Genomic DNA, 23,595 nt, shown 5'->3' with positions numbered 1-23,595 from the left:
TAGGTCTTTCGCTCTTGCATGGAACCTCCTGATTGGGCGAATCATATCGCCCTTAAGAGGTGTCCGGGATCATTAAGCCAGTTCAGGGCGACTCCCACGGGAATTTGCAAATTACCCACACATTGCTTCAACACCCCACAGTGAAATATGTCGCAACCTCCCCCTAAAACAGTCGATCACAGCACTGGTCCGGGCAACTTCAGTGCTTGTGGTTCCTACCAGTGCTTATCCTGATCACATCACCTGCCATCCCGGCGATCACGGAGATTGAGATGAATTCTGCACTGACTGAAACCCAACGGTTGCTCGCACTGCGTGAGCAACACATCCCGCGCGGCATCATCACGGCTCACCCGGTTGTCGCGGCACGCGCCGAAGGGGCGCAGCTGTGGGATGTGGACGGCAAGCGCTATCTGGATTTCGTCGGTGGCATCGGCGTACTCAACGTTGGCCATAACCACCCTAAGGTTGTCGATGCGGTACGGCGTCAGGTCGGTGAAATTTCTCATGCCAGTTTTCAGGTCGCGGCCTACGAAAGCTACATCGAAGTCGCCGCGCGCCTGAATACGCTGATTGGCGGCGAAGAGCACTACAAAAGCATCCTGTTTACCTCCGGTGCCGAAGCGGTGGAAAACGCGATCAAGATCGCTCGCAGCCACACCAATCGCACCGCGGTGATTTCCTTTCGGGGCGGCTTCCATGGCCGGACCCTGCTCGGTGTGACCCTGACCGGCATGAGCCAGCCCTACAAACAGAATTTCGGCCCCTTCCCGGCCGAGATCTACCACGCCACCTACCCAAACCCTTATCGCGGGATCAGCAGCGACGACGCGCTGGCCGAGCTGGATGAACTCTTCGCCACCGATGTCGCACCTGACCGGGTTGCGGCAATCCTCATCGAGCCTGTTCAGGGCGATGGTGGTTTCATTGCGGCCTCAAACGAATTTCTCCAGGCCTTGCGGGCGCGCTGCACTCAACACGGCATCGTGCTGATCCTCGATGAAATCCAGACCGGCTTTGGGCGTACCGGCACAATGTTCGGCTTCCAGCACTCGGGCATCAAACCTGATCTGGTGACCGTTGCAAAAAGCCTCGCGGGCGGTATGCCTCTATCCGGTGTTGTCGGCCGTGCCGAGATCATGGATGCGCCGACACCTGGTGGCCTGGGCGGCACCTATGGCGGCAACGCGGTGGCATGTGCTGCGGCACTGGCAGTACTGGACCTTTTCAAAGAGCAGGATCTGCTGGCCAAGGGCGCGAAACTCTCCACCCAGTTGCATGAAGGTTTACTGGCCTTGCAAGCGCGTTACCCGCGTATCGGTGATGTAAGAGGTCTAGGCTTCATGCTGGCCATTGAAATGGTGGCAGCCGACGACAAGCAAAGCCCGGACGCTGCGCTGGCGCAAAAGGTCATCGATGGCGCGCGCAACGCCGGCCTGCTGGTCATCAAGTGTGGCGTACACCGTAACGTGGTGCGATTCCTCGCGCCGCTGGTGACAACGCCGGAACAAGTGGCCGAAGCTTTGCAGATGCTCGATACCGCACTGGCTGCAGCTTGCTGAGACCTGTGCGGCACGACCCCACCCGGCCTGTTTACGCCATTCCGGGCATGGGGTCATAACGCGGGTGCGGAACATGATGGAACCGACAGCTGTTACTCAGGAGCGAATCATGAAAGTCACCCAGTACAAGGCATTGGGTTTTTCCTTTGGAACACTGGTTGATCGAGAACGGGGCATTCTTGAGGGGCTTCGACCGCTGGCAGTGCAAGGCAATCCGGCGATCAGTGACGAACAATTGCTCAGCGCCTACCGACAGACCGCCGACCTGCTGATCAGCAGTGGACCAGCAAGCAGCCCGAGCGCTTTTCACGGCCAGTTGTACCAACGTCTGGCTCACCAATTGCATACCATTCCTGACTGGGATCAGAGTGTTGCTTTCAGTAGCTCCTCTGACCACTGGCCCATATTCGAAGATGTTCCAGGTGCCTTGCAGTACCTGAGCAAGTTCTACCGTTTGATACTGATTGCCCCACCTCACGGCATCAACGTGAGCTCGCTGACCAGCCGGTTGCCGGTGACGTTCGATGCCGTCATCGAGCCCGTTGATACCGACTGGCACACGAGCCTGGACGCCGCGTTACTCCAACTGGAACTGGAGCGATCAGAATTGTTACCGGTGCGCAGTACCGAGATGGACGACCCGTGGAACGAGCGGGTGGATTTCCCGGTATGTACGTTGCGACGGGGTCATAGCCAGCCGTGGAATCACTCACCGCAGGCACTGGATGGCAAGCGCTGTGAATACGCCAGCCTGGCAGACCTCGTCCACGCGCATCAAAAAGCACTGCACGCCTGAGGTGGGCAGTCTGGATTTGAAATGGCGAGGACTGAACCATGGACGCTGCAACGAAGCTCGATCGTATCGACATCAACATCCTGGTCCAATTGCAGAAAGACGGGCGAATGACCAACGTCAGCCTCGCCGAAGCCGTCGGTCTGTCCCCCAGTCCTTGTTTGCAGCGGGTGAAACGGCTTGAATCGGCCGGGTACATCAGCGGCTATGAAGCACACGTCAATCTGGCCAAGTTCGCCAACTCGGTCACTGTCTTTACCGAAGTCACCCTCTCCGACCACAAACGTGGCGACTTCGTGAAATTCGAATCCAGCATCCGAAACATCGACGAAGTGCTGGAATGTCATTTGATCAGCGGCGGCTACGATTATCTGGTGCGATTCCTGTGCAGCAGCATCCAGCACTACCAGGAATTGATGGAATCGATCCTCGACAAGAACATCGGGATCGAGAAGTACTTCAGCTACATCGTGATCAAATCACCGGTGGTGAAAAGCACCGTGCCGCTGCGGAGTCTGGTCAGGGCGGTTTGACACACAAGACTCGGTGACTCCTGGCAAACAAAATTGCACCATCCGATCTGGAATGCTTTTTCTGTAGGAGCTGCCGAAGGCTGCGAAGCATTCAATCTGATGCACCGCCATTGCAGCCTTCGGCAGCTCCTACAGATCCAATGTTTGAGGCAGATAGCCTGGTGCAATGATCACCGGCCGATAACATCAAGGAATTGCTGCCATCCTGCCGCCAGGCGTACGCCGGGAGCGCGGAACGCATGCATGGGAATGGGTTTGAATTTATCACCGCACAGCAAACCCAGGTCGACCTTCTCTCCGGACGTCATTTTCGCCAACTGCCCGCCCATGTACGTCGACATGGCGACCCCGCCGCCGTTGTAACCAATCGAGTAGAAGCTGCGTTCATCCAGTTGCCCGGCATGAGGCAAATAGTCCAGCGTCATGGCAACCAGGCCGGACCAGCGAAAATCAACCTGGTAATCACGCAGTATCGGAAACACCTCAACCATGCTGCGCTGCAAGGTACGGAAGGCGCTCTCGGAATCGTTCTTGCCAAACGCACCCCGCCCCCCAAAAATCAGCCGGTCGCCGACAACCCTGAACCAGCGCAACATGCGCTTGGTGTCGCCACACACCTGACCGCCCGGCATGATCTGCGCCAGTACGTCAGCGGGAAGTTTTTGAGTCGCGATGATCGCACTGCGAAACGGAATCAAGCGTCGATGCAGGGTGTCAGTGACCCGGGTCTGGTCGGAATAACCATTGGTGGCGTAGATCACCTGGCGGGCGCTGATTCGCCCTTGCGGAGTCATGACGATAACGCGGCCGGCCTCATGACGCACCTGGTTCGCAGGGCTGTTGATGTACAACTTCACGCCGCGATCAATCAAGCTTTGCGCGATGCCACGGGCGTAATTAAGGGGGTGAATGCCGCCTGCTTTGGGTGTCAGCAAGCCGCCGGTAAAAATCGTCGACCCGGTGGCTTCACGAACCTGCCCGGCGCTGATCATCAGCGACGACGAGCCACCGGTTTCCCGCTTGATCCAGTTTGCCGTGGACTCAAGCCCGCCTAACGCATGAACGTTGTGCGCAGCAGCAATGTGACCGCCCATGTGCAGCTGGGCCCCGGACAGGCCAAGGCTTTCGACCATTTCCACCAGGCTGTCGACTGCGGCATAACCTGTGCGATACATCTGCAAGGCCGTGTCACGACCAAAACGCTCCATCAGCGTGGGAAAGCCTACCCGAAACTTGGGCGAAACCACCCCGCCGTTACGCCCGCTGGCGCCCCAGGCCAGGGTATTGGCCTCGACGATCAACGGCTCACGACCACTAAGGGCAATGTGATGCGCCGCAGCCAAACCGGTGTAACCGGCACCGATGATCACCACGTCGCACTGGCGATCGCCTTCAAGGGATTGCAGCGCGGGAGAAGGCTGGGCAGTGGCCGCCCACAGGCTCTGAACAGTCATGGCGAACATCCAGCTAAAAAGAGAAAAGGCGCTCGCAGCAAGGCCAGAGCGCCAGAGTCGTCACCCAGCGTCAGTCAACCCAGCTCTTTCTCGACCGCGTCCGCCAACTGCGCCAGCGAAGTAAAGTGGTAATGCGGTTCCACGCGATCAGACTCAAGCGTGCCCCCGGTGCCCTTTTGCGCGAAACGGCGTTCGATCCAGCAGGTTTGATAGCCCAGACGCATCGCTACGCCAATGTCATGGTATTGACTCTGCGCGACGTGCAGGATGTTTTCGAACAGGATGCCTTGAGTCGCCAGCACGCCTCGGGTGTAGGCAAAAAACTGTGGATCAGGCTTTTCAAAGCGTACGTCGTCAACGGTCACCCGCACATCAAACGGTTCCTCCAGCGTTTTGGCCATGAAATCCAGCGCCCAGATCTGCGAGTTGGTGGTCGCGACCAGTTTGAAATGCTTGCGCAGACGCTTCAGCGCTTCAATCGAATCGGGGAACGCCGGGAAGTTCTTCACGGCAAGGCTCAGGCCTTTGGCGTATTCGTCGCTGTCCGGCAGCCCCAGTTTCGAGGCGATGACGTGGTAGCAGCGCTCCAGGTCATCCGGCCACCAGCCTGAATCGGTCTGTGCACGAGCCTCGCGATAGGCTTTGAGAATATCGTCATCGCTATGGGCTTTACCCGCTTCGCCTGCCACCTCACGAACATGAGCGAGAATGCCGGCTTCAAAATCAATGAGGGTGCCGACGACATCGAACGTCAGGGCTTTGAACTGCTTGAATGACATAGGGCGCTCCGCAAGATATTCATGGGGGTAGAGCAAGCTGGTTGACCCATTATCAGCCTGCTTCCCTCATGAAATATTCCGTTTTTCACGGACCTTGAAGCATAACCTACGGTTTTTCCACTCTGTGCGGCACACCTGATCTCAACGACCCGACTGGAGAAGTGCCGACAGCCCCAAATGAGGGTAAAGCGCGTCCACTTTTGCGACGTCGGCACGCATCTCTTCGATGATCCAGTCACGAACACTTTCGACCACCGGGCGCACCGGACGATTCGCTGGAGTCACCAGACAACACCGACGCTGTGTGACATGAACCTGTTCGGCGGCGGGCACCAACTCGCCTTTGACCAAGCTGTTCGAGACGACCGTTAACCAGCCCAGCGCCATCCCCTGCCCCAACAAGGCAGCCTGCACGACCACCGCATAGTCAGAAAAAATCAGGGCATTTTCCACGCGCCCGGACGAGCCAAATTCCAGTGTCCAGTCCCGATCCTGATTGTCCATGCAGATCATCGTCGGCGGCTGCTTTTTGCCTGCATCCTGCAAGACCTGCTGGAAATACTGAGGGTTGCAGACAGGCAAGGTGATTTCCGGCACAACCAGCGTATCCGTGGCTTTCAGGCTGCCTGAATCGATGTAGCGCATGCCCAGATCGACATCCACCAAAGGCCCGCCGATTCGGCCAGACATCAGCTGATATCGCATGTCCACACTGGGAAATCGCTGACTGAAGCGGCTCATGCGCGGCATCAACCAGTGGGTCGTGAACGCCGTTGAAACGGACAGCGTAACGGTTTCGATGCCCGTTGCGCGGGATTCAATTTCGCTGATCGCCGACTCGATGGTGCTGAACCCCTCCTGCACCCGCCGGTACAAAATACTGCCGCTCTCGGTGAGTCGTGCACCGCCCCGAGTGCGCTCGAAAAGCTGCACACCGAGATGCTCCTCAAGACGGGACAGCATTCGACTGACCGCTGGCTGGCTGACGCACAGCTCATCCGCCGCCCGGGTGAAGCTGCCACACCGCGCAGCCGCTTCGAAGACGAACAGAGAACTTGAACTGGGAAGCTTTCGACGAAGATTAGACATGACCTGAGCTTATGCCTGAAGCAACTATTAGTAAATTGCCGGATGCAGAAATTGATGCTTATTCTTGCGAGCGACCGAGTGTGTGTTTTGCAACGATCAAGATCCTCACTCGCCCTTCTCTGCTCTTCCCGACGAGGCCCGCCTGATTATGGAAAACGCTCTGAAGTTTTATATCGATGGTGGTTGGGTAGCACCCGCCGGGGACTCGCAGCTGGCAGTCATCAATCCGGCCACTGAACAGCCCTTCAGCCAGCTAGCCATGGGCAATCAGGCCGACGTGGACGCAGCAGTCTCGGCAGCACGACGTGCATTTCCGGCATTTGCCCGCACGATGCCCAACGAGAGAAGAGTTCTGATCGAGCAGATACTCGACGTATTCATGCAGCGCTACGACGAGATTGCCGAGGCGATCATGGCCGAAGTCGGTGCACCCAAGGCACTTGCTTACGATTGGCAGGCTGGTATCGGCAAGCGTCATCTGCAACAACTGCTGCGCACGCTGGATACGTTCGCGTTTCAGAAAACCAATGGTAATACCCTCATCAATCTGGAGCCGGTGGGGGTCGTTGCACTGATTACACCCTGGAACTGGCCCATCAATCAGATCGTCTGCAAGGTCGCGCCAGCGCTCGCGGCCGGTTGCACGATGATCCTCAAACCCAGTGAAGTCGCCCCGCTTAATGCCTTGCTGTTTGCTGAGGTAATGCACGAAGCGGGTGTGCCCGCCGGGGTGTTCAACCTGATCAATGGCGACGGGCCAACCGTGGGTGCTGCACTGGCAGCGCATCCTGAAGTGGACATGGTTTCATTCACCGGCTCGACGCGGGCCGGGGTGGAAGTCGCGCGTCTCGCGGCGCCTGGCGTGAAACGTGTGCATCAGGAACTGGGCGGTAAATCGGCGAATATCCTGCTGGACGATGTCGATCTGGAGAAAGCCGTGACCTCTGGAGTCAATGGCTGCTTCGGAAACAGCGGACAGTCCTGCAATGCGCCGACCCGCATGCTGGTGCCTGCGTCATTGCATGATCGAGCGGTGGAAATCGCCCGGCGTGCGGCTCTCGCCCATCAGGTTGGCGATCCCGCCGATCCGCAATCAACGATGGGACCGGTGATCAGCGACCGGCAGTTCCAGGCCATCCAGCGAATGATCGCGATCGGCATCGACGAGGGTGCGCAACTGGTCTGCGGAGGACTGGGCAGACCAGACGGTCTCGAACGTGGCTACTACGTGCAGCCAACAGTGTTTGCCGGAGTGACGCCGGACATGACCATTGCCAAGGAGGAAATCTTCGGTCCGGTGCTGGTGATTCAGGCCTATGACGACGATGAACACGCGGTGACGCTGGCCAATGACAGCGTATTTGGTCTGGCCGGTTACGTGCAGTCCTCCAACCTGCAGCGAGCCCGGGAGATTGCTTTGCAGCTACGGGTCGGCGGCGTCTACATCAACCATCCCGACTGGAATCCAGGAGCGCCGTTTGGCGGTTACAAACAATCGGGTAATGGCCGGGAATATGCCGAGTGGGGACTGGAGGCGTTTCTGGAGACCAAGGCGATTGTGGGCTTCTACCCTTGATGGACCCACCCTATCGCCCGCCGGCTCAAATCCCGGTAGGAGCGAATTCATTCGCGAAAGGGCCAGTACATCCACAGCCTGTGTGGTGCCTGAAATACCGCCTCCCGAATGAATTCGGTCCCACAGGATTCTGCGTCTTGCCCGAGTAAACAGTAGGAGCGAATTCATTCGCGAAAAGGCCAGTACATCCACAGCCTGTGTGTTGCCTGAAATACCGCCTCCCGAATGAATTCGGTCCTACCAGGTTCTGCGTCTTGCCCGAGTAAACGGTAGGAGCGAATTCATCCACAGCCAATGTGTTGCCTGAACCACCGCCTCCCGAATGAATTCGGTCCCACAGGATTCTGCGTCTTGCCCGAGTTACCGGTAGGAGCGAATTCATTCGCGAAGAGGCCAGTACATCCATAGCCTGTGTGTTGCCTGAAATACCGCCTCCCGAATGAATTCGGTCCCACGGAGTTCTGCGTCTTACCCAGATCAAAGGTAGGAGCGAATTCATTCGCGAAAAGGCCAGTACATCCACAGCCAATGTGTTGCCTGAACCACCGCCTTCCCGAATGAATTCGGTCCCACAGAGTTCTGCGTCTTACCCAGATCAAAGGTAGGAGCGAATTCATTCGCGAAAGGGCCAGTACATCCACAGCCTGTGTGGTGCCTGAAATACCGCCTCGCGAATGAATTCGGTCCCACAGGGTTCTGCGTCTTACCCAACTCAACGGTAGGAGCGAATTCATTCGCGAAAAGGCCAGTACATCCACAGCCTGTGTGTTGCCTGAACCACCGCCTCCCGAATGAATTCGGTCCCACAGGATTCTGCGTCTTGCCCGAGTTACCGGTAGGAGCGAATTCATTCGCGAAAAGGCCAGTACATCCATAGCCTGTGTGTTGCCTGAAATACCGCCTCCCAAATGAATTCGGTCCCACCAGGTTCTGCGTCTTGCCCAACTCAACGGTAGGAGCGAATTCATTCGCGAAGAGGCCGGGGCATCCGCAGCCAATGTGTTGCATGAAATACCGCCTCCCGAATGAGTTCGGTCCCACAGGGTTCTGCGTCTTGCCCAACTCAACGGTAGGAGCGAATTCATTCGCGAAAAGGCCAGTACATCCACAGCCTGTGTGTTGCCTGAAATACCGCCTCGCGAATGAATTCGGTCCCACAGAGTTCTGCGTCTTACCCAGATCAAAGGTAAGAGCGAATTCATTCGCGAAAGGGCCAGTACATCCACAGCCTGTGTGTTGCCTGAAATACCGCCTCCCGAATGAATTCGGTCCCACAGGATTCTGCGTCTTGCGCGAGTCAACGGTAGGAGCGAATTCATTCGCGAAAAGGCCAGTACATCCATAGCCTGTGTGTTGCCTGAAATACCGCCTCCCGAATGAATTCGGTCCCACAGGATTCTGCGTCTTGCCCGAGTTACCGGTAGGAGCGAATTCATTCGCGAAGAGGCCAGTACATCCACAGCCTGTGTGTTGCCTGAAATACCGCCTTCCCGAATGAAGTGGAGCGCCACCCCGGTCGGTCACACAGGTTCGTCATTGTCATGATGGGTAAAAGCTGTGTCTGTACCGGCGCCTCGCGAACAAGTTCGCTCCTACCCGGCCTTGATCAAATCTGCGATCCGCTCGGCAATCATGATTGTGGGCACGTTGGTATTGGCGCACGGGATGGAGGGCATCAACGACGCATCACATACCCGCAAGCCGGTGACGCCAATCACTCTCCCATCACTGAGGGTGACCGCCTGCGGATCATCGGCCCGGCCCATGCGACAGGTGCCCGATGGATGCCAGGTGCCACCGACATTTCGCCGGACAAATCCGGTCAAGGCCTGATCATCGGCGAGCAGTTTTTTCAGCGTCACTCCCTGAGTGACCAACCCGTGAACAAGCCACGTCCGAAACGGCCCGGCCACGTCCAGCAACAGGCTTAATGCGCCGCGCAACATGCCATTGATCAAGCCTGGCTGAGCGACTTTGGCGACCCGGGGCGAATAGCTGGACGGGAACGCCACGCTACGCAAGGCACCGAGTTGGGCGGCTGACAGCGTCCCTGCCCCAAACTTCAAGGCCTGCTTGAGGCGCTCCAGGTCCCGTGGATCAGAAAGCATGTTGAAGTCCACCTCCGGTTCCTGCGCCGGATCACTGGAGACCAGTCGCACACGGCCCCGGGAATAGGACTTGTTGACCCAGAAAAACATCGTGCCCAATCGATACCCCAGCGAGTGCCAGCCGGATCGGGACAGAATCGCGCCATGCATGTCGCAAGGCACCGTATCCGGCAAACCCGAGGAAAAGCGCACAATGGCCTGCTCGTGGTGCTCGTTGACGAATGCCGTGCGCCCCGCCTTTTTCAACAACGCAGACACCGCAATCGATGGATGCTCCATGAGGTTGCCGCCGACTCCCGGACGATCCGCCACCACAAAAATCCCCAGTTGAATCAGCTCATCGGCGGGCCCAATACCGCTGCGCATCAAAACTGCCGGGCTGTGGATTGCCCCGGAACAGACGATCACTTCTTTGGCGAATAGATCCATTGAGGTGCCATCCGCCTGCACAATACGCGCCCCTATCGCTTGATGGGACTTGAACAGCACGCGGTCGACCAGACATTGAGTGCGCACTGTCAGATTGCTGCGTTGGCGGACCTCATCGGACAGATAACAGACCGACGTGGGAATGCGTTCTCCTTCCGGGCTGACGCCAATTGCCCCAACGAATACGCCCGGCTCCCAGGGCCCGTTCTGATCAGCTTTGGTAGCCAGTCCGGCCTCGCCCAGCACCTTCATCACTGCTTTGACGAAGGGAGAAAGAAACTCCTGCGCAGTGCGGCGGATCCGCAGTGGTCCTTGCTTGCCATGCAACGGGCCGTCGAAATCGGTATCGTTTTCCAGTTTGCGAAAGTACGGCAGGCAATTGTCCCAACTCCATCCCTCGGCACCGAGTCGCTGCCACTCGTCATAGTCGTCGGGGGCGCCGCGATTGGTCATCAAGGCATTGATTGCAGAGCCACCGCCCAGCAACCGTGCCTGTTCATAGCGACGTTTGGTGGAGCGCTTGCCCATCAGCGCCGTCAGCTGTCGCCATATGTTGCGCGTGTCCAGGTAAGCACGCCCGGGATAGCGGCTGCGAATCTCGGCAGGCATATTACCCGCCGAGATGTCCCGCCCCGCTTCCACCAGGCACACACGTTTGTCTGCATCCTCGGACAGCCGCGCAGCCAGCACACAGCCTGCCGAACCGCCGCCCAGAATCAGGTAATCGAACACTTTCAAGATGACGACCTACTGAACAAACTTGAGCCAGCGATCCTTGGCCGCAATGCCCGCAGCCGACGACCACCATTCTTCAGACATCAATGCCTGCCTGGCGGCGTTGTCCGGTGAGCTCGGTAGCTCTTTGGCCCGCTCGGCAGTCAACTTGCCGGTGCCAAACGCAGCAGGGTTACCTGGCCCGTAATCGATATACATCGGCAGATTGGCCTGCAGGTCCGGTGAGAGCGCTTCGTTGACAAACTTCACAGCAGTTGCGTAGTTCGGCGCGCCTTTGAGGATGCACAATTGGGTGTTTTGCAGAATGCCGTCGTTATAGGTAAAGGCGACGTCAGGATTGTCCTTGCGAACCGCACTGGCGCGACCGTTCCAGATCATCAGCATGTCGACTTCGCCATCGTTGAGCAGTTGTGCCGATTGCCCACCGGAGCTCCACCACACGGCGATATCCGGTTTGATCTGCTCCAGCCGCTTGTAGGCGCGATCAACATCCAGCGGGTAGAGTTTGTCACGAGGCACGCCGTCCGACAGCAATGCCGCCTCCAGGGTCCCCATCGGGTCGTTGCGTAACGAGCGAGTGCCCGGAAAATCCTTCACATTCCAGAAGTCGGCCCAGCTCTGCGGCACCTTCTTCAATGTTTTGGTGTTATAGCCCAGGACTGAAGAATAGAACTCATAAGCCACTGAGTAAGGCGTGCGATAGGCCTCCGGCATAGCTTGAACATTGGGCATCTTGCTCAGGTCGAGTTTTTCGATCAGCCCTTCGTTGCCACCGCGGATACAGTTGGAAGGCGGCGTATCGATCACGTCCCAGACCGGCTTGCCCGCCGATCCCTGAGCCTTGACCATGGGCAAGGCATCGGGAACGCTGTCTTGTTTGATGGTGATGTTCAGGCGCTTGGCTGCCGGATCAAGAATCGCCTTGGTCTGGGCTTCCTGATAAACCCCGCCTTGGGAAACGAAGGTGATTTCTTCTGCCGATACCGACATCGCGCACGATATCGAAACGCACAACAGGGATAAGACTGAACCCAATGAAACGGTTTTCATGGCAAATCTTCCTGAACGTAGAATGATTCGGCAGCTTAAAAACCCTTTTCTGAACACCCTGCAAATCCAACGCATGCTCAGGTTTAAGTTTTATTGTTACCGAGCGGGTCGGCAGGACGTTACAAGACCCGGGGGCTGTCCGGCAATGCACCAATAATCATTACTGACATGATCTGTCGTTATGCGACTTGCCACCTCCACTGTTGGAGCGAGGCTTGCCCGCGAATTATGCTTGCAGCGATTCATCTATCAGCAGACCTGACGCCTTCGCGGGCAAGCCTCGCTCCAACAGATCTCATTAGACTTCAGTATCCCGGCACCGCAAACGGGAGTCGTTTAGCCAGTTCCTGCGCAAGGTACCGGGTGAACAGCGAGATGCGCTGGGGGATGTGGCGTCGGTGCTGGTACATCGCATAGATATCGCCGCGCGGCGGTTGATAATCGTCCAGTACCGCCACCAGCCGCCCACTTTCCAGATGCGCCTGCACATCCCAGCGGGAACGCAAAATCAAACCGTGGCCGTCAAGCGCCAGATTCATCGCCACTTCCCCGTCGTTGCTCGACAGCGTGCCACTGACCTTATGGGTGAAATCCTGGCCGTCTTTCTGAAAACGCCAGATCGCGTAATCACTGCCGAACTGACGCAGCACGATGCAGTTGTGCTCGGCCAGATCCGCTACACGCGTCAACTTCGGCCGACCTTCCAGATAGTGAGGTGACGCACAGAGAATCCGTGGATTCTCCAGCAGACGGATACCGATCAGCCGCGAGTCCGGAGGCTCGCCCATGAACACGCCGATGTCGAACTGATCATCGAGCAAACTGACCGGCTGGCTGGTCAGTTCCAGGGAAATCTCCAGTTCAGGATGCAGCCGGGCAAAGCTGGATACTACCGGTGCCAGATGCCGTCGCCCGAAACCCAGCGTGGCGTTGATTCGCAAACGACCATGCAACGTCGGCTGGCGACTGTTCAGGGCGCTTTCCAGCTCTTCGAGCTGCCGCAGGATCGGCCGCCCTCCCTCCAGATAGAGCACGCCTTCCGGGGTCAACGATAACCGGCGCGTAGTGCGCTGCAGCAACTGCACGCCAAGCCGGGCTTCCAATTGGCTCAAGCGCTTGCTCACCGCGGGCAGCGACAGCCCCATCTGCCGTGCAACTTCGGTCAGGCTGCCCCGCGTGGCCACCTGCTGAAAGAAGCTCAGGTCATCGATCATGCTCATCGATTGTTTCCTTGAATCTAAGAATGGCTTTCGCGATTGACTAATTATTAATGCAGAAACACTGCATACACTGAGCTTCGTCCACCATCAACCCTGGAGTCCAAACTCATGAGCAAGGCCCATTACAAAATTGCCGTCATCCCTGGCGATGGCATAGGCAAGGAAGTCATGCCCGAAGGCGTTCGCGTGCTGAACGTGGTGGCCGCGCAGCACAACCTGGAGTTGCAGTGGGACTGGTTCGACTTCGCCAGTGCCGATTACTACCTGGCCCACGGCAAAATGATGCCCGACAACTGGTTCGAGATTCTCAAAGGCTACGATGCGATTTACTTCGGCGCAGTGGGCTGGCCGGATGTAGTGCCTGATCACATTTCCCTGTGGGATTCGCTGCTGCAGTTCCGCCGCGAGTTCGACCAGTACGTGAACCTGCGCCCTTGCCGCCTGATGCCTGGCGTGAAAGCACCGTTGGCCAATCGCAAACCGGGTGACATCGACTTCTGGGTGGTGCGTGAAAACACTGAGGGCGAATACTCCAGTGTTGGCGGCAAGATGTTCCCGGGCACCGACCGGGAAATCGTCCTGCAGGAAACCGTCATGACCCGGGTGGGCGTCGACCGTATCCTGAAATTCGCTTATGACCTGGCCCAGAGCCGTCCGAAAAAGCACCTGACGTCTGCGACCAAATCCAACGGCATCGCGATCACCATGCCGTACTGGGATGAGCGCGTTGTGGAAATGGGCAAGAAATACCCGGATGTGAACGTCGACAAGTACCACATCGATATCCTCACCGCGAACTTCGTCCTGCATCCGGACTGGTTCGATGTTGTGGTCGCCAGCAACCTGTTTGGCGATATCCTTTCCGACCTGGGTCCGGCCTGCACGGGCACCATCGGCATCGCGCCTTCGGCCAACATTAACCCTGAGCGCAACTTCCCGAGCCTGTTCGAGCCAGTCCATGGCTCCGCTCCGGACATCGCAGGCAAAGGCATTGCCAATCCGATCGGCCAAATCTGGTGCGGTGCGATGATGCTTGAGCATCTGGGCCATCCGGAGGCCGGTGCGGCAGTGCTAACCGCGATTGAAACTGTGTTGGCAATGGGACCGGAAAACGCACCACTGACTGCTGATATTGGCGGCAAGGGCAATACCGAAGCGCTGGGCAAAGCCATCGCGGCTGCGTGTGAGCGATAAGGAAAGTCGGCATTTACTATTGAACAAAACGCAAACCACTGGATAGATACGATCTTGTGTGGGGAGATTCTATGTTGGCCTGCAAGCGTTGATCCTGGTGGGAGCGAATTCATTCGCGAAGAGGCCGGGACATTCGCCGCCTTTCTGCCGCCTGAAATAGTCTTCCCGAATGAAGTGGAGCGCCACCCCGGCCGGTCCCACAGGTCGATCATGAACTGAAGATCAGCGCCAACATGTGCGGTGCTTGCCCTGGGCGGCATTCCGACGATAAACACTAACGCGGTATGTCTTCGAGCTGCGTCTCATGTATCGCGGGCAAGCACCGCTCCCACATGGGAACCGAGTTGTGTCAGGGACACTGGGCGAGCTCCACGGGGATGGTTTGTTCAGCACCGGCTGCCCACCAATTAAACCGAACCCCGCGTGCCGACATCGGTCTGCTCCTGTATCACTTTCAGGAAGATCGCCTTTATGTCCCCGCAACGCAGCCTCACTCTCCTTGCCCGAAGCGGCTATGCCGCTCGCGGTGTGGTGTATTTGATCATTGGTATTTTTGCCCTGCTCGCCGCCCAGGGTTCGTCTCAGCCCAAAGACAGCCATAGCAGCCTTGAAGCGCTGTTGAGTCAGCCTTTTGGCAACGTCATGGTCGCTATTGTCGTAGTAGGCCTGTTGGCGTTTGCAGCTTGGCGAATCCTGCAGGCCACTCGGGACGTGGATCATCACGGCACAGAATTCAAAGGCCTGGTGATTCGTACGGGCTTACTGGTTGGCGGCGTGACCTACGGCGCACTGGCCTTTTTTGCCTTGGGTCTGTTAATCAGCGCACTCAAAAGCTCCGGTGATTCAGGGGGCAAAACCCAGGACCTGCTTGCCACAATTTTGTCCTGGGATCATTCGAATATCCTTGTTTACCTGGTGGCACTGGTGCCGCTCGGCGTGGGCATCACCCACATCATCAAAGGCTGGAAGGCGTCTTTCGAGAAGTACTTCGAAGCCGACGAAGAAGTCATGCGCTACGTCCGTCCGGTGTCGCAATTCGGCCTGATTGCCCGAGGTGTGGCATTCATCGAAATCTCTGCGTTGCTGGCCATCAGCGGTTCAAGCTATCAGGCCATGCACCCACCGGGTCTGAAAGACGCGCTTAACGGCCTGCAGGATCTTCCCGCTGGAGGCATCGTGCTGATGATCGTGGCCTTGGGACTGATCGCATTTTCGGTATACAGCTTCGCCGAAGCAGCCTGGCGCAAGATCAATATGGACGTGCCCGATGCGCCGCATGCCGTGACCCGGCATTTCAACTGACCGTTAAGCGTCAGGTGAATTTGTTCCGAAATAATACCTATTGCTGGCCCCTCGCCTCCTAGCGAGCTTGGCAAACTTGCTTTCTTTTCAGAAGCTTAGGGGCTGGCATTTATGCGGATTCTTGTATTGACCGTAGCGACGCTCGCGCTGGCCAGCGTTTCACTGGCGTCGCAAGCCAAGGACGTTACTCAGAGCGGTCGATCGATTTGCACATGGGGGTCGGGCATCGCCGCAGGCGCCCAGGAATCGAAACTCGCCGGAATCACTTTGTACGGCGCCCGCAAGAAATTGCAGGGTCGCAAGTTCAAACAGCCCTGGATGCGCATGACCGCCATGGGTATTACCGAGCAGACTTATAAAAGCACCTCGCGACTCAAACCTGCGGCCATCAAGCAAACCTATTACGAACAGTGCATCAAGCACGAACTGGCGAAACGCTGATCCCAGGAGAGGTGTGCAAACACGGGTCTGTAGGAGCTGCCGAAGGCTGCGATGGCGGCGCGTCAGGAGAAATGCTTCGCAGCCTTCGGCAGCTCCTACAGAGACCGAATTACGGCATAACAACGCAGTGTCATGTCCCCCAGTCAAACGAACGTCGCGCCGCGCGTATTCACGAACAACGAGTAAACCGAGTGGCTGCCCGCCATGAACAACCGGTTACCTTCGCGCCCGCCAAAGCACAGGTTCGGGCAGCGCTCCGGCAAGGAAATGTGACCGATTGCTTTGCCATCCGGATTGAACACTCGAACGCCATCGAGCTTTTCCGGGTCGGCTTTGGGATCACTGTTACTGCCCCAACCACACCACAAGTTACCGCTTTCATCGCACTTGATGCCGTCAATACCGGCGAACTCCAGCCCTTCAATGTGTTTGCGACGCAAACCCAGCGTGCCGTCATCGTTGACCGCAATGGCCCAGATGATCCGGTTGGGTTTGGCTCGACCTTCAACCACGTAGAGGGTTTTCTCGTCCGGAGAGAAACACAGACCGTTCGGCCCTGCCAGATCGTCAATCACCCGGCTGACCTTGCCGCTCACTCCATCAATGCGATAGACCGCGTGGGGCAATTCCGGGGTGACTTTGTGTCCTTCGTAGTTGTTACCCGTCTGGAACGGCGGATCGGTGAACCACACTGATCCATCGCGTTTGCAGACGATGTCGTTAGGTGAGTTGAAAGGTTTGCCTTCGTAGTTTTCGGCCAGCACGGTGATGCTGCCGTTGTACTCGGTCCGGGTCACGCGGCGACCTTCCTTGCTGGTCGTCGAGCCTTCGCAAACCAGTAGGCGACCCTGACGGTCACGGCACATGCCGTTGGAGAAGTTGGAGTTATCGCGATACACCGACAGGCCACCGGTGACTTCATCCCAGCGCATGATGCGGTTGTTGGGGATGTCGCTGAACAGCAAGTAACGACCGTCACCCACCCAGACAGGGCCTTCTACCCAGCGCAGGCCTGTCGCCAGGCGCTCAACGCTGGCATTGAAAATGCGCAGGTCCATGAAGCTGTCGTCGAGGATGTTGACCAGCGGATCCGGATAACGCTGACTCAATGGCTCGGCACTGGCCAATCGAGGTAACGCCAGGCTGCCCAGAGCCGCCACACCGGCGGATACTGCCAGCGACGTTTTAAGGAATGCTCTGCGACCGTGGTCGGCATTTGTGTCCCGTTGCGATGAGTCCATCGTGCATCTCCGTTATTTTATTGTTGGACGGGGTGCTCGTTGTACATCGGCTTAAGTCATCGTACAAGTTTTAAGGACGAGGGTTTGCCCGATATCAACGTCGCGGCAAACCCTCGCAGCCACTACAGATACCAGGTAAATCAATAAGGACTGGCAGTAGGACGAACGATCAATTCACTGACATCGACATCGGCTGGCTGCTCAACGGCATAGGCAATTGCCCGGGCGATGGCCAGTGCCGGGATGGCGATTTTGCGAAACTCGCGCATTTCGGCGCGCCCGCCTTCATCAGAAATACTGTCGGCCAGTTCGGACTCGGTGACGCCCGGGGAAATCACCGTAACGCGGATGTCCGCCCCTGCTTCCTGACGCAAGCCTTCGGAGATCGCCCTGACGGCGTACTTGGTTGCGCAGTAGACGGCCGCCGTCGGGCTCACCGCATAAGCACCGATGGAAGCTATGTTGATGAACTGCCCGGATTGCTGCTTCTGCATCAGTGGCAGGCCGGCCGCAATGCCGTGCAACACGCCACGAATGTTGACATCGATCATCTGATCCCACTCGGAGACTTTCAACGCATCCAGCCTGGACAGCGGCATGACCCCCGCGTTATTGACGATCACATCGACGCGGCCAAACTCCTTCACGGCATAGTCGACGAAAGCTTGCACATTGGCTCGATCGGTCACGTCTACGGCCTGATACTGCGCGCTGCCACCGGCGGTAACCAGTTCTTTGCAGAGGTCTGCCAAGCGCTCGGTACGCCGCGCACCGAGCACAACGTGCGCGCCCTTCTCGGCCAGCAGCCGCGCCGTGGCTTCGCCAATACCGCTGCTTGCGCCGGTGATTACCACGACTTTGTTTTTGATGTTCGACATGATTATTGTCCTTATCCGAGTGATGAGCCGGGTAGCTCGATACGCATTCAGAGTAAGGCGATAACTCGGGAGCAATTAGACCGATCCTTCGGAGTGATTGCCTGATTCTGCGGTGGGGTTTGCGGAGAAAAACGAATAGCTGTAGGACCGGGCTTTAGCCGGGAGAGCGTTATCCTGACCGGAAAACAGGGTGGATTTAACGCCCCTCTCCCGGCTAAAGCCGGTCCTACGGTGTTTATCAGTTCTTCTCAGGTGTCTTGAGCGACTCTGGAACCTGGGTGGTTGGCACAAAGGTTTTATCTTCTTCTGCCTTGGCTTCCTTGGACTCGGCCTGCGCTTCTGCAGCCTTGGCATTTTCCTTGGCCGCATCGGCGGCTTTGTCCTGTGCTTTCTCAGCGTGCTGTTGGGCTTCCTGCGCCTTGTCCTCGGATTTCGGATCGCAAGCGGCCAGGCCAATGGTGGAAGCCAGCATCAGACTGTAGGCAAGAGTTTTAAGCATGGGGTGAATGTCCCTGATTGAGAATGTACTGCTTCGAACCGCAGGCTAGAGCGTTGGTTCCATACAAGCAGCACGTTCCCTACATACATCACGCGTTGTCGTTACCGGTCCGGATGAAAGAGTAGCGGTCAATGTCTGTCCTTAGTTGCCAACCTTGCCTGACCCAATAATCGGCGGCAGTGTGATTGGTTTTCAAGACATCGATGTGGCACTTGAAAATGCCTTCCCGTTCGAGACTTGCAAGGCAGCGCTCCACCAACTGATTGGCAATGCCCTGGCGCCGATAATCATCCAGCACCAGCAAATGCTGCAAATACCCTCGTCGCCCATCGTGGCCGCACATCACGCAACCCACCAGTACGGAATCCACTTCAGCAACGAAGCTCATTCCGGGGTTGCGTTGCAGATACCTGGAGGTCGAATCGCGAGAGTCTGCGTCCCTGACCGAGACACCGGGGGTGCTGCTCATGAGCGCAATGACTGCGTCGTAGTCGTCCATGGTCATGGTGCGGATGGTGAACATTGATAGCGCTCGTCAGGCATGGATGTCGGCGGACGAGGCTAGCAGAAATCCGGGACGGTAATGTTGCACTTGTGCTGCGGGTAAGGAATGGACATGATGCCGACGCTAAAAAAGGCACAATGACATCACCGCATAGCCACCCGAAGTGGCAGTACGCGCATTAACAATGGATAGAAACAATGACTGGAGCCGTCATGAAACACCTGAAAATCGCCGCCCTGCTGATGTTTTCCACCGTACTTTTTGGCTGTGTCAGCAGCCGCTCTGTCATAGAGGTACAGACGCCACAAAGTGCAAATGGTACAGGTCAGAAGGTGACGATTAGCGCGATTGATGAGCGTCGTTTCGAAACCGCACCAAAGCAGGCCGATACCCCGTCACTGAAAAACGCTGAAGAAATCTCCGACAAGAAAATCACTGAGCGCGCCATCGGCAGAAAGCGCAACAGTTACGGTATGGCCATGGGTGACGTGCTGCTTCCTGAAGGCAAAACCGTTTCTCAGCTCATTGCCAAAAGCGTCGCTGAGGGCTATCGAAAGGCCGGTTATCAAGTGGTTGAGGCTGCAGAAAAGAATGGTGAAGCCCAGGCCGTGACCGTGCATATCACAGAATTCTGGTCGTGGTTTTCGCCCGGTGCGTTTTCAATTGCCGTCAACAACAAGGCGCGCCTGAACATCACCTCAACGGGTCAGCCTTCCCCAATCAGTCTCATCACTGACAAGCGTGAATCCATGCAACTGGTCGTGGAGAGTGACTGGAAAGTCATCACCGAAGAAGGTCTACAGGCGATCACCGAGGCAACAGTCAAAGAACTGTGCGCCAAAGGGTCCTGCAAGAAGTAAAACGGTAGGGCAATCCGGGAACTGTCAGGTGCAATGCCGACAGTTCCCAGGGATCAAGCGCAGTTAGAACGTTACGCTGGCAGTCAAACGCGCAGTACGCGCTTCACCGACGTTGATCTGTACTTCGCTGCTGCCCGTACCTGACGGGTAGTACTCTTTGTCGAAGAGGTTATCGACGTTCAACTGCAAACGGGTCTTGTAGTCTTTGGTTGGCAGGTCCCAACGCAGGAAAGCGTCAGCAACGGTGTAGCTGTCCATGAAGAAAGTATTTTCTTTGTCACCTGCGCGCTCGCCCACATAACGTGCGCCTCCACCAACATGCCATTGCCCGGTCTGCTCAGGGAAAGCCAGGTGGTGTGTCAGATACAGGCTGGCGGTATGCATCGGCGCGTTGGTCAGGCGCTTGCCTTTAGCCTGCGCATCATCAAGCACTTCAGTGTGGGTATAGGCGTAGGTGCCGATCATGTCCCAGCGCTCGGCCAGTTTGCCTGTGACGTCGAGTTCCAGGCCTCTGGAGCCTGCTTTGCCTGTCAGCTCATTGGTGGTAATGGTACCTACCGTGACGGGAGTCACCACGTTTTTCTTGACGATATCAAACACAGCAACGTTGACGTTCAGCCGATCCGAAGGATTGTACTTGAGGCCAACTTCGTAGCTGCGGCCCTCTTCGGGATCAAAGGTTTTGTTGTCATCCGAGACGGTTTCGTTAGGTACAAACGATTCGCTGTAGTTGCCATATAGCGAAAGCGCTTCGGTGGGTTGATAGACGACACCGACAAACGGAACGAAGGCGTCGCCATTGTCGTCACGACCCACTACGCGGGTAACCAACCCCTGATCACTGTATTGATCGTAGTGCTGCTGACGCCCACCAAAGACCAGAATCCACTGGTCATTCAAATGCCAGTTGTCCTTGAAGTAAACGGACGTGGAAGTCAGCTCATTGCGGGCATTACTTTGAGTTGGACTGACAAGGCTAGGCTCATCCAGACGCCCATATTGCGGGTCATTGATGTCGATTGGCGCACCAGCCCTATTGCGATAGGTCTTGCCTCGATACTTGTCTAGCGCTTCGTTATCCACTCCCACCAAAATGTCATGGCGCTGGCCGAACAACTGCTGCTCGCCGATGAAATCCAGACTGGTATACCGAGTTTCGTAATCGTAGTGTCCCCCGTTGGCGGTGCGTGCCAGGCTGCTTCCAGTCAACCTACCGGGCTGCGCAATCGCCAGACTATACCGATCATTGTTCCAGCCATACGTCACTCGGGTCTTCCAGTCGTCATTAAGCTGGTATTCAAACTTCGCGGTGGCGGTTTCGCTGATGCCGACGGTCTTCGCCCAGCGTTCATCCAGGCGATCCTTGTAGCTTGCCGCTGCCGGCCTGCCATTGGCGAACACGGTGCCGCGGTCGAACGGGCTGGAATAGTCGTTATATTCGTAAGCCAGGGTCAGCTTGGCGCGCTCGCCTGTCCAGCTCAGGGAAGGAGCCACGAGCGTGTGCTCGTTGACCCCGTAGTTGCGCCAGTAGTCTTCGTGGCCGCGCTCGGCAACCAGCCGGTAAGCAAGCCCGGTATCTTCAATCGGCCCAGTGGTGTCAACGCTGAACGTGCCGCCGCCTTCGCTGTAACCAGAGCCGGTGATGGTGGTGCTGCGGGTATATTGCGGCTGCTTGCTGACGACGTTGATCAAACCGCCCGGTTCGATTGCGCCGTACAACAGCGACGCTGGCCCCTTCAACACTTCAACGTGATCAGTGGTAGCCCCAAGGTTATGCCCTACCACCGAGCGAATACCGTCACGCAAAATGGCCCCGTCATCGTTGGTGCCGAAGCCACGCTTGATCAGCGCGTCCTTGGTATTGCCCAGAGTGTTGGACTGCGACACCCCGCTGACAAACTTCATCGCATCGTCCAGCGACTTGACCTGAAAATCGTCAAGGGTCTGCTGGGTGACCACGTTCACTGACTGTGCTTCATCCCTGATCGGCACTTCCGATTTGCTTGCGGTGCTGCTGGTAGAGCGCACATAAGGGCTGCTCTCGATATCGCCTGCGGCCTGAATATCGGTGGCAGGCAGCTCGGTAACGGTGTCTTCAGCGTGGGAGAAGGCAGGCAGCAACACACAACCGAAAGCCAGGGAAACGCAATAGGCGCGACGCATTGGGATGAACACAGAGAACAATTCCGGGTATTAATGGGAATTGTTATTATCTACGAACGGTTACCAAATGTGTAGCTCTTTGCCTGCTGTCAAAATGGACGGATCGTCGCAGGACGTTTTGACGGGAAACCTGACCCTATCCAAGTGAATGGCACTCCACCCGCAGCAGGTTTTCAGCCTGTAGCTGGCAGTCGAAACGCACCGCCAGAAAGCGCTCAATGACAGAAATGTTGCTCTGCAAATGCTCCGTCATTGAGGGCGTGGTGAAGCTTCCAGCACCCGCGATTGCCATGGGTAGCAGCAATTGATCTGCCAAATGCTCGCCGACGGCCGCAGGGCTGCCCAGCCAGTGCCGGGCCTGCTCTACCCCACCTTGCGCCACCACCTCGGCACGCACTCTTGACTGACCAAAAGCACTGAACAGCTCAGTGACCTGTTCGCAGGCGAACTCCAGCATCAGGACGTTACCCGGGCCACGCTCATCAGCCAGCACCACACAGTGCCGGGCTTCAGAGGCGATATCGAGACTCGTCCCGGCGTGCAGCAGTTCACGTTCTGCAACCTGCCTGGCCAGCCCGGCGATCAATGCGATAGCCCGCGATTCAAGCAACCTGCCTCGATCCGTCAGATGCAACGGCTTCAGCATCGAGGGCTTGATATGCACTTCCAGCTCACCGCCACCGGCCGGTACAAACCCGTGACGCAACAGGTTCAGCTCCACGCCAGCGCCCATGCGCCGCAATTGAGGCAGCCACGCTCGCTCTATAAAGTCCGCCGGCGGCGCCATCGGGTTGTGAGTGCCACCGGAGATCGTCACCCTGCTCGGCTCCGACGCCTGTAACAACGCGGGCAGCAAGGTCTGCAGCACCAACGTGCAACTTCCGGCCGTACCAATGGCGAAACGGTAATCGCCACCACGAACAATGCCTGGCTCGAAACGCAGACGCTGGGAACCCAACTCCGCACCCGAGACGCTGGCCCCACAGACCTGCGCAGCGGCAAGCACAGCGGTCAGGTGTTGGCGCAGCAATCCCGGACGGCTGCGCCGGGCCCTGATGTTTTCGATCTGTAACGTCCGACCGGTCAGCATCGACAAGCTCAAGGCACTGCGCAACACCTGACCGCCGCCAATGGATCCGTCCAGTTCAACCATGTCCTGCTTCATCTGTTTCACCCTTCTGCGT

20 protein-coding genes are annotated in these 23,595 nt (G+C 57.3%); 8 read left to right on the top strand and 12 right to left on the bottom strand.

Going from position 1 to position 23,595, the window contains the following annotated elements:
* Positions 1-272: 272 nt before the first annotated feature.
* The 3 genes from gabT (at position 273) to AO242_RS08260 (ending at position 2,888) form a co-directional block, all read left to right on the top strand.
* Positions 273-1,562 carry a 4-aminobutyrate--2-oxoglutarate transaminase gene (gene gabT / locus AO242_RS08270; protein ID WP_099268338.1) on the top strand — a complete coding sequence of 430 codons (1,290 nt, stop codon included), beginning with the start codon at positions 273-275 and terminating at the stop codon, positions 1,560-1,562.
* Positions 1,563-1,671: 109 nt separating this feature from the next.
* On the top strand, positions 1,672-2,358 hold the full coding sequence (locus tag AO242_RS08265) for a haloacid dehalogenase (protein WP_099268337.1): 687 nt from the start codon (positions 1,672-1,674) through the stop codon (positions 2,356-2,358).
* 38 nt (positions 2,359-2,396) lie between these two features.
* Positions 2,397-2,888, top strand: coding sequence for an Lrp/AsnC family transcriptional regulator (locus AO242_RS08260; RefSeq protein ID WP_027900155.1), 492 nt, complete (start codon positions 2,397-2,399; stop codon positions 2,886-2,888).
* 170 nt (positions 2,889-3,058) lie between these two features.
* Here AO242_RS08260 and AO242_RS08255 read toward each other — a convergent pair whose 3' ends face one another.
* The 3 genes from AO242_RS08255 to AO242_RS08245 form a co-directional block, all read right to left on the bottom strand.
* The gene (locus AO242_RS08255; RefSeq protein ID WP_176560587.1) at positions 3,059-4,342 is read right to left on the bottom strand and encodes an NAD(P)/FAD-dependent oxidoreductase; all 1,284 of its coding nucleotides are present in this window, start codon (positions 4,340-4,342) and stop codon (positions 3,059-3,061) included.
* A gap of 74 nt (positions 4,343-4,416) precedes the next feature.
* On the bottom strand, positions 4,417-5,121 hold the full coding sequence (locus AO242_RS08250) for an HAD-IA family hydrolase (RefSeq protein WP_099268336.1): 705 nt from the start codon (positions 5,119-5,121) through the stop codon (positions 4,417-4,419).
* Between the two features lie 141 nt (positions 5,122-5,262).
* A complete protein-coding gene (locus tag AO242_RS08245) occupies positions 5,263-6,210 on the bottom strand; it encodes a LysR family transcriptional regulator (protein WP_099268335.1) in 948 nt (315 codons plus the stop codon).
* 148 nt (positions 6,211-6,358) lie between these two features.
* Here AO242_RS08245 and AO242_RS08240 point away from each other — a divergent pair, with 148 nt between their 5' ends.
* Positions 6,359-7,786, top strand: coding sequence for an aldehyde dehydrogenase family protein (locus AO242_RS08240; RefSeq protein ID WP_099268334.1), 1,428 nt, complete (start codon positions 6,359-6,361; stop codon positions 7,784-7,786).
* A 1,592-nt stretch (positions 7,787-9,378) separates the two neighbouring features.
* On the opposite strand, the gene AO242_RS08235 is transcribed toward AO242_RS08240, so the two are convergent.
* The 3 genes from AO242_RS08235 to AO242_RS08225 all read right to left on the bottom strand — a co-directional run bounded on the left by AO242_RS08235 (position 9,379) and on the right by AO242_RS08225 (position 13,328).
* Positions 9,379-11,055 carry a GMC family oxidoreductase gene (locus AO242_RS08235; protein WP_099268346.1) on the bottom strand — a complete coding sequence of 559 codons (1,677 nt, stop codon included), beginning with the start codon at positions 11,053-11,055 and terminating at the stop codon, positions 9,379-9,381.
* 15 nt (positions 11,056-11,070) lie between these two features.
* On the bottom strand, positions 11,071-12,108 hold the full coding sequence (locus AO242_RS08230; RefSeq protein ID WP_099268333.1) for an ABC transporter substrate-binding protein: 1,038 nt from the start codon (positions 12,106-12,108) through the stop codon (positions 11,071-11,073).
* Positions 12,109-12,413: 305 nt separating this feature from the next.
* Complete coding sequence (locus AO242_RS08225; protein WP_099268332.1) at positions 12,414-13,328, bottom strand: LysR substrate-binding domain-containing protein; 915 nt, start codon at positions 13,326-13,328, stop codon at positions 12,414-12,416.
* Positions 13,329-13,436: 108 nt separating this feature from the next.
* Between AO242_RS08225 and AO242_RS08220 the strand changes: the two genes are divergently transcribed.
* The 3 genes from AO242_RS08220 to AO242_RS08210 all read left to right on the top strand — a co-directional run bounded on the left by AO242_RS08220 (position 13,437) and on the right by AO242_RS08210 (position 16,265).
* Positions 13,437-14,522, top strand: a complete 1,086-nt coding sequence (locus AO242_RS08220) for a tartrate dehydrogenase (protein ID WP_099268331.1) — start codon at positions 13,437-13,439, stop codon at positions 14,520-14,522.
* Between the two features lie 471 nt (positions 14,523-14,993).
* On the top strand, positions 14,994-15,824 hold the full coding sequence (locus tag AO242_RS08215; protein ID WP_027899336.1) for a DUF1206 domain-containing protein: 831 nt from the start codon (positions 14,994-14,996) through the stop codon (positions 15,822-15,824).
* 111 nt (positions 15,825-15,935) lie between these two features.
* Entirely contained in the window at positions 15,936-16,265 is a 330-nt protein-coding gene (locus tag AO242_RS08210; protein WP_027899337.1) for a hypothetical protein, read from the top strand.
* 143 nt (positions 16,266-16,408) lie between these two features.
* On the opposite strand, the gene AO242_RS08205 is transcribed toward AO242_RS08210, so the two are convergent.
* The 4 genes from AO242_RS08205 to AO242_RS08190 form a co-directional block, all read right to left on the bottom strand.
* Positions 16,409-17,506 (bottom strand): SMP-30/gluconolactonase/LRE family protein, encoded by a 1,098-nt coding sequence (locus AO242_RS08205; protein ID WP_099268330.1) that lies wholly within the window; start codon positions 17,504-17,506, stop codon positions 16,409-16,411.
* A gap of 140 nt (positions 17,507-17,646) precedes the next feature.
* The gene (locus AO242_RS08200) at positions 17,647-18,384 is read right to left on the bottom strand and encodes an SDR family oxidoreductase (protein WP_099268329.1); all 738 of its coding nucleotides are present in this window, start codon (positions 18,382-18,384) and stop codon (positions 17,647-17,649) included.
* A 238-nt stretch (positions 18,385-18,622) separates the two neighbouring features.
* Positions 18,623-18,883, bottom strand: coding sequence for a hypothetical protein (locus AO242_RS08195; RefSeq protein WP_027901457.1), 261 nt, complete (start codon positions 18,881-18,883; stop codon positions 18,623-18,625).
* A gap of 88 nt (positions 18,884-18,971) precedes the next feature.
* Positions 18,972-19,406 carry a GNAT family N-acetyltransferase gene (locus AO242_RS08190; RefSeq protein ID WP_099268328.1) on the bottom strand — a complete coding sequence of 145 codons (435 nt, stop codon included), beginning with the start codon at positions 19,404-19,406 and terminating at the stop codon, positions 18,972-18,974.
* Between the two features lie 194 nt (positions 19,407-19,600).
* Between AO242_RS08190 and AO242_RS08185 the strand changes: the two genes are divergently transcribed.
* Positions 19,601-20,248 (top strand): flagellar biosynthesis protein, encoded by a 648-nt coding sequence (locus AO242_RS08185; protein WP_099268327.1) that lies wholly within the window; start codon positions 19,601-19,603, stop codon positions 20,246-20,248.
* Between the two features lie 63 nt (positions 20,249-20,311).
* Here the strand turns inward: AO242_RS08185 and AO242_RS08180 are convergent, their stop codons facing one another.
* Both AO242_RS08180 and rtcA read right to left on the bottom strand, forming a co-directional pair.
* Positions 20,312-22,411, bottom strand: a complete 2,100-nt coding sequence (locus AO242_RS08180) for a TonB-dependent siderophore receptor (RefSeq protein ID WP_099268326.1) — start codon at positions 22,409-22,411, stop codon at positions 20,312-20,314.
* Positions 22,412-22,547: 136 nt separating this feature from the next.
* Positions 22,548-23,576 (bottom strand): RNA 3'-terminal phosphate cyclase, encoded by a 1,029-nt coding sequence (gene rtcA, locus AO242_RS08175; RefSeq protein WP_099268325.1) that lies wholly within the window; start codon positions 23,574-23,576, stop codon positions 22,548-22,550.
* Positions 23,577-23,595 lie beyond the last annotated feature (19 nt).

The organism is Pseudomonas sp. ICMP 561 (assembly GCF_002699985.1).
Lineage (GTDB): Bacteria > Pseudomonadota > Gammaproteobacteria > Pseudomonadales > Pseudomonadaceae > Aquipseudomonas > Aquipseudomonas quasicaspiana.
This window is presented reverse-complemented; position numbering and strand designations above follow the sequence as displayed.

Bases quoted from the DNA above. Each gene is read 5' to 3' on its own strand.
- AO242_RS08195 (WP_027901457.1), bottom strand. From the start codon at position 18,883: ATGCTTAAAACTCTTGCCTACAGTCTGATGCTGGCTTCCACCATTGGC.
- AO242_RS08255 (WP_176560587.1), bottom strand. From the start codon at position 4,342: ATGACTGTTCAGAGCCTGTGGGCGGCCACTGCCCAGCCTTCTCCCGCG.
- AO242_RS08265 (WP_099268337.1), top strand. From the start codon at position 1,672: ATGAAAGTCACCCAGTACAAGGCATTGGGTTTTTCCTTTGGAACACTG.
- AO242_RS08215 (WP_027899336.1), top strand. From the start codon at position 14,994: ATGTCCCCGCAACGCAGCCTCACTCTCCTTGCCCGAAGCGGCTATGCC.
- AO242_RS08220 (WP_099268331.1), top strand. From the start codon at position 13,437: ATGAGCAAGGCCCATTACAAAATTGCCGTCATCCCTGGCGATGGCATA.
- gabT (WP_099268338.1), top strand. From the start codon at position 273: ATGAATTCTGCACTGACTGAAACCCAACGGTTGCTCGCACTGCGTGAG.
- AO242_RS08210 (WP_027899337.1), top strand. From the start codon at position 15,936: ATGCGGATTCTTGTATTGACCGTAGCGACGCTCGCGCTGGCCAGCGTT.
- AO242_RS08260 (WP_027900155.1), top strand. From the start codon at position 2,397: ATGGACGCTGCAACGAAGCTCGATCGTATCGACATCAACATCCTGGTC.
- rtcA (WP_099268325.1), bottom strand. From the start codon at position 23,576: ATGAAGCAGGACATGGTTGAACTGGACGGATCCATTGGCGGCGGTCAG.
- AO242_RS08190 (WP_099268328.1), bottom strand. From the start codon at position 19,406: ATGTTCACCATCCGCACCATGACCATGGACGACTACGACGCAGTCATT.
- AO242_RS08240 (WP_099268334.1), top strand. From the start codon at position 6,359: ATGGAAAACGCTCTGAAGTTTTATATCGATGGTGGTTGGGTAGCACCC.
- AO242_RS08180 (WP_099268326.1), bottom strand. From the start codon at position 22,411: ATGCGTCGCGCCTATTGCGTTTCCCTGGCTTTCGGTTGTGTGTTGCTG.
- AO242_RS08185 (WP_099268327.1), top strand. From the start codon at position 19,601: ATGAAACACCTGAAAATCGCCGCCCTGCTGATGTTTTCCACCGTACTT.
- AO242_RS08200 (WP_099268329.1), bottom strand. From the start codon at position 18,384: ATGTCGAACATCAAAAACAAAGTCGTGGTAATCACCGGCGCAAGCAGC.
- AO242_RS08205 (WP_099268330.1), bottom strand. From the start codon at position 17,506: ATGGACTCATCGCAACGGGACACAAATGCCGACCACGGTCGCAGAGCA.
- AO242_RS08225 (WP_099268332.1), bottom strand. From the start codon at position 13,328: ATGAGCATGATCGATGACCTGAGCTTCTTTCAGCAGGTGGCCACGCGG.
- AO242_RS08250 (WP_099268336.1), bottom strand. From the start codon at position 5,121: ATGTCATTCAAGCAGTTCAAAGCCCTGACGTTCGATGTCGTCGGCACC.
- AO242_RS08245 (WP_099268335.1), bottom strand. From the start codon at position 6,210: ATGTCTAATCTTCGTCGAAAGCTTCCCAGTTCAAGTTCTCTGTTCGTC.
- AO242_RS08230 (WP_099268333.1), bottom strand. From the start codon at position 12,108: ATGAAAACCGTTTCATTGGGTTCAGTCTTATCCCTGTTGTGCGTTTCG.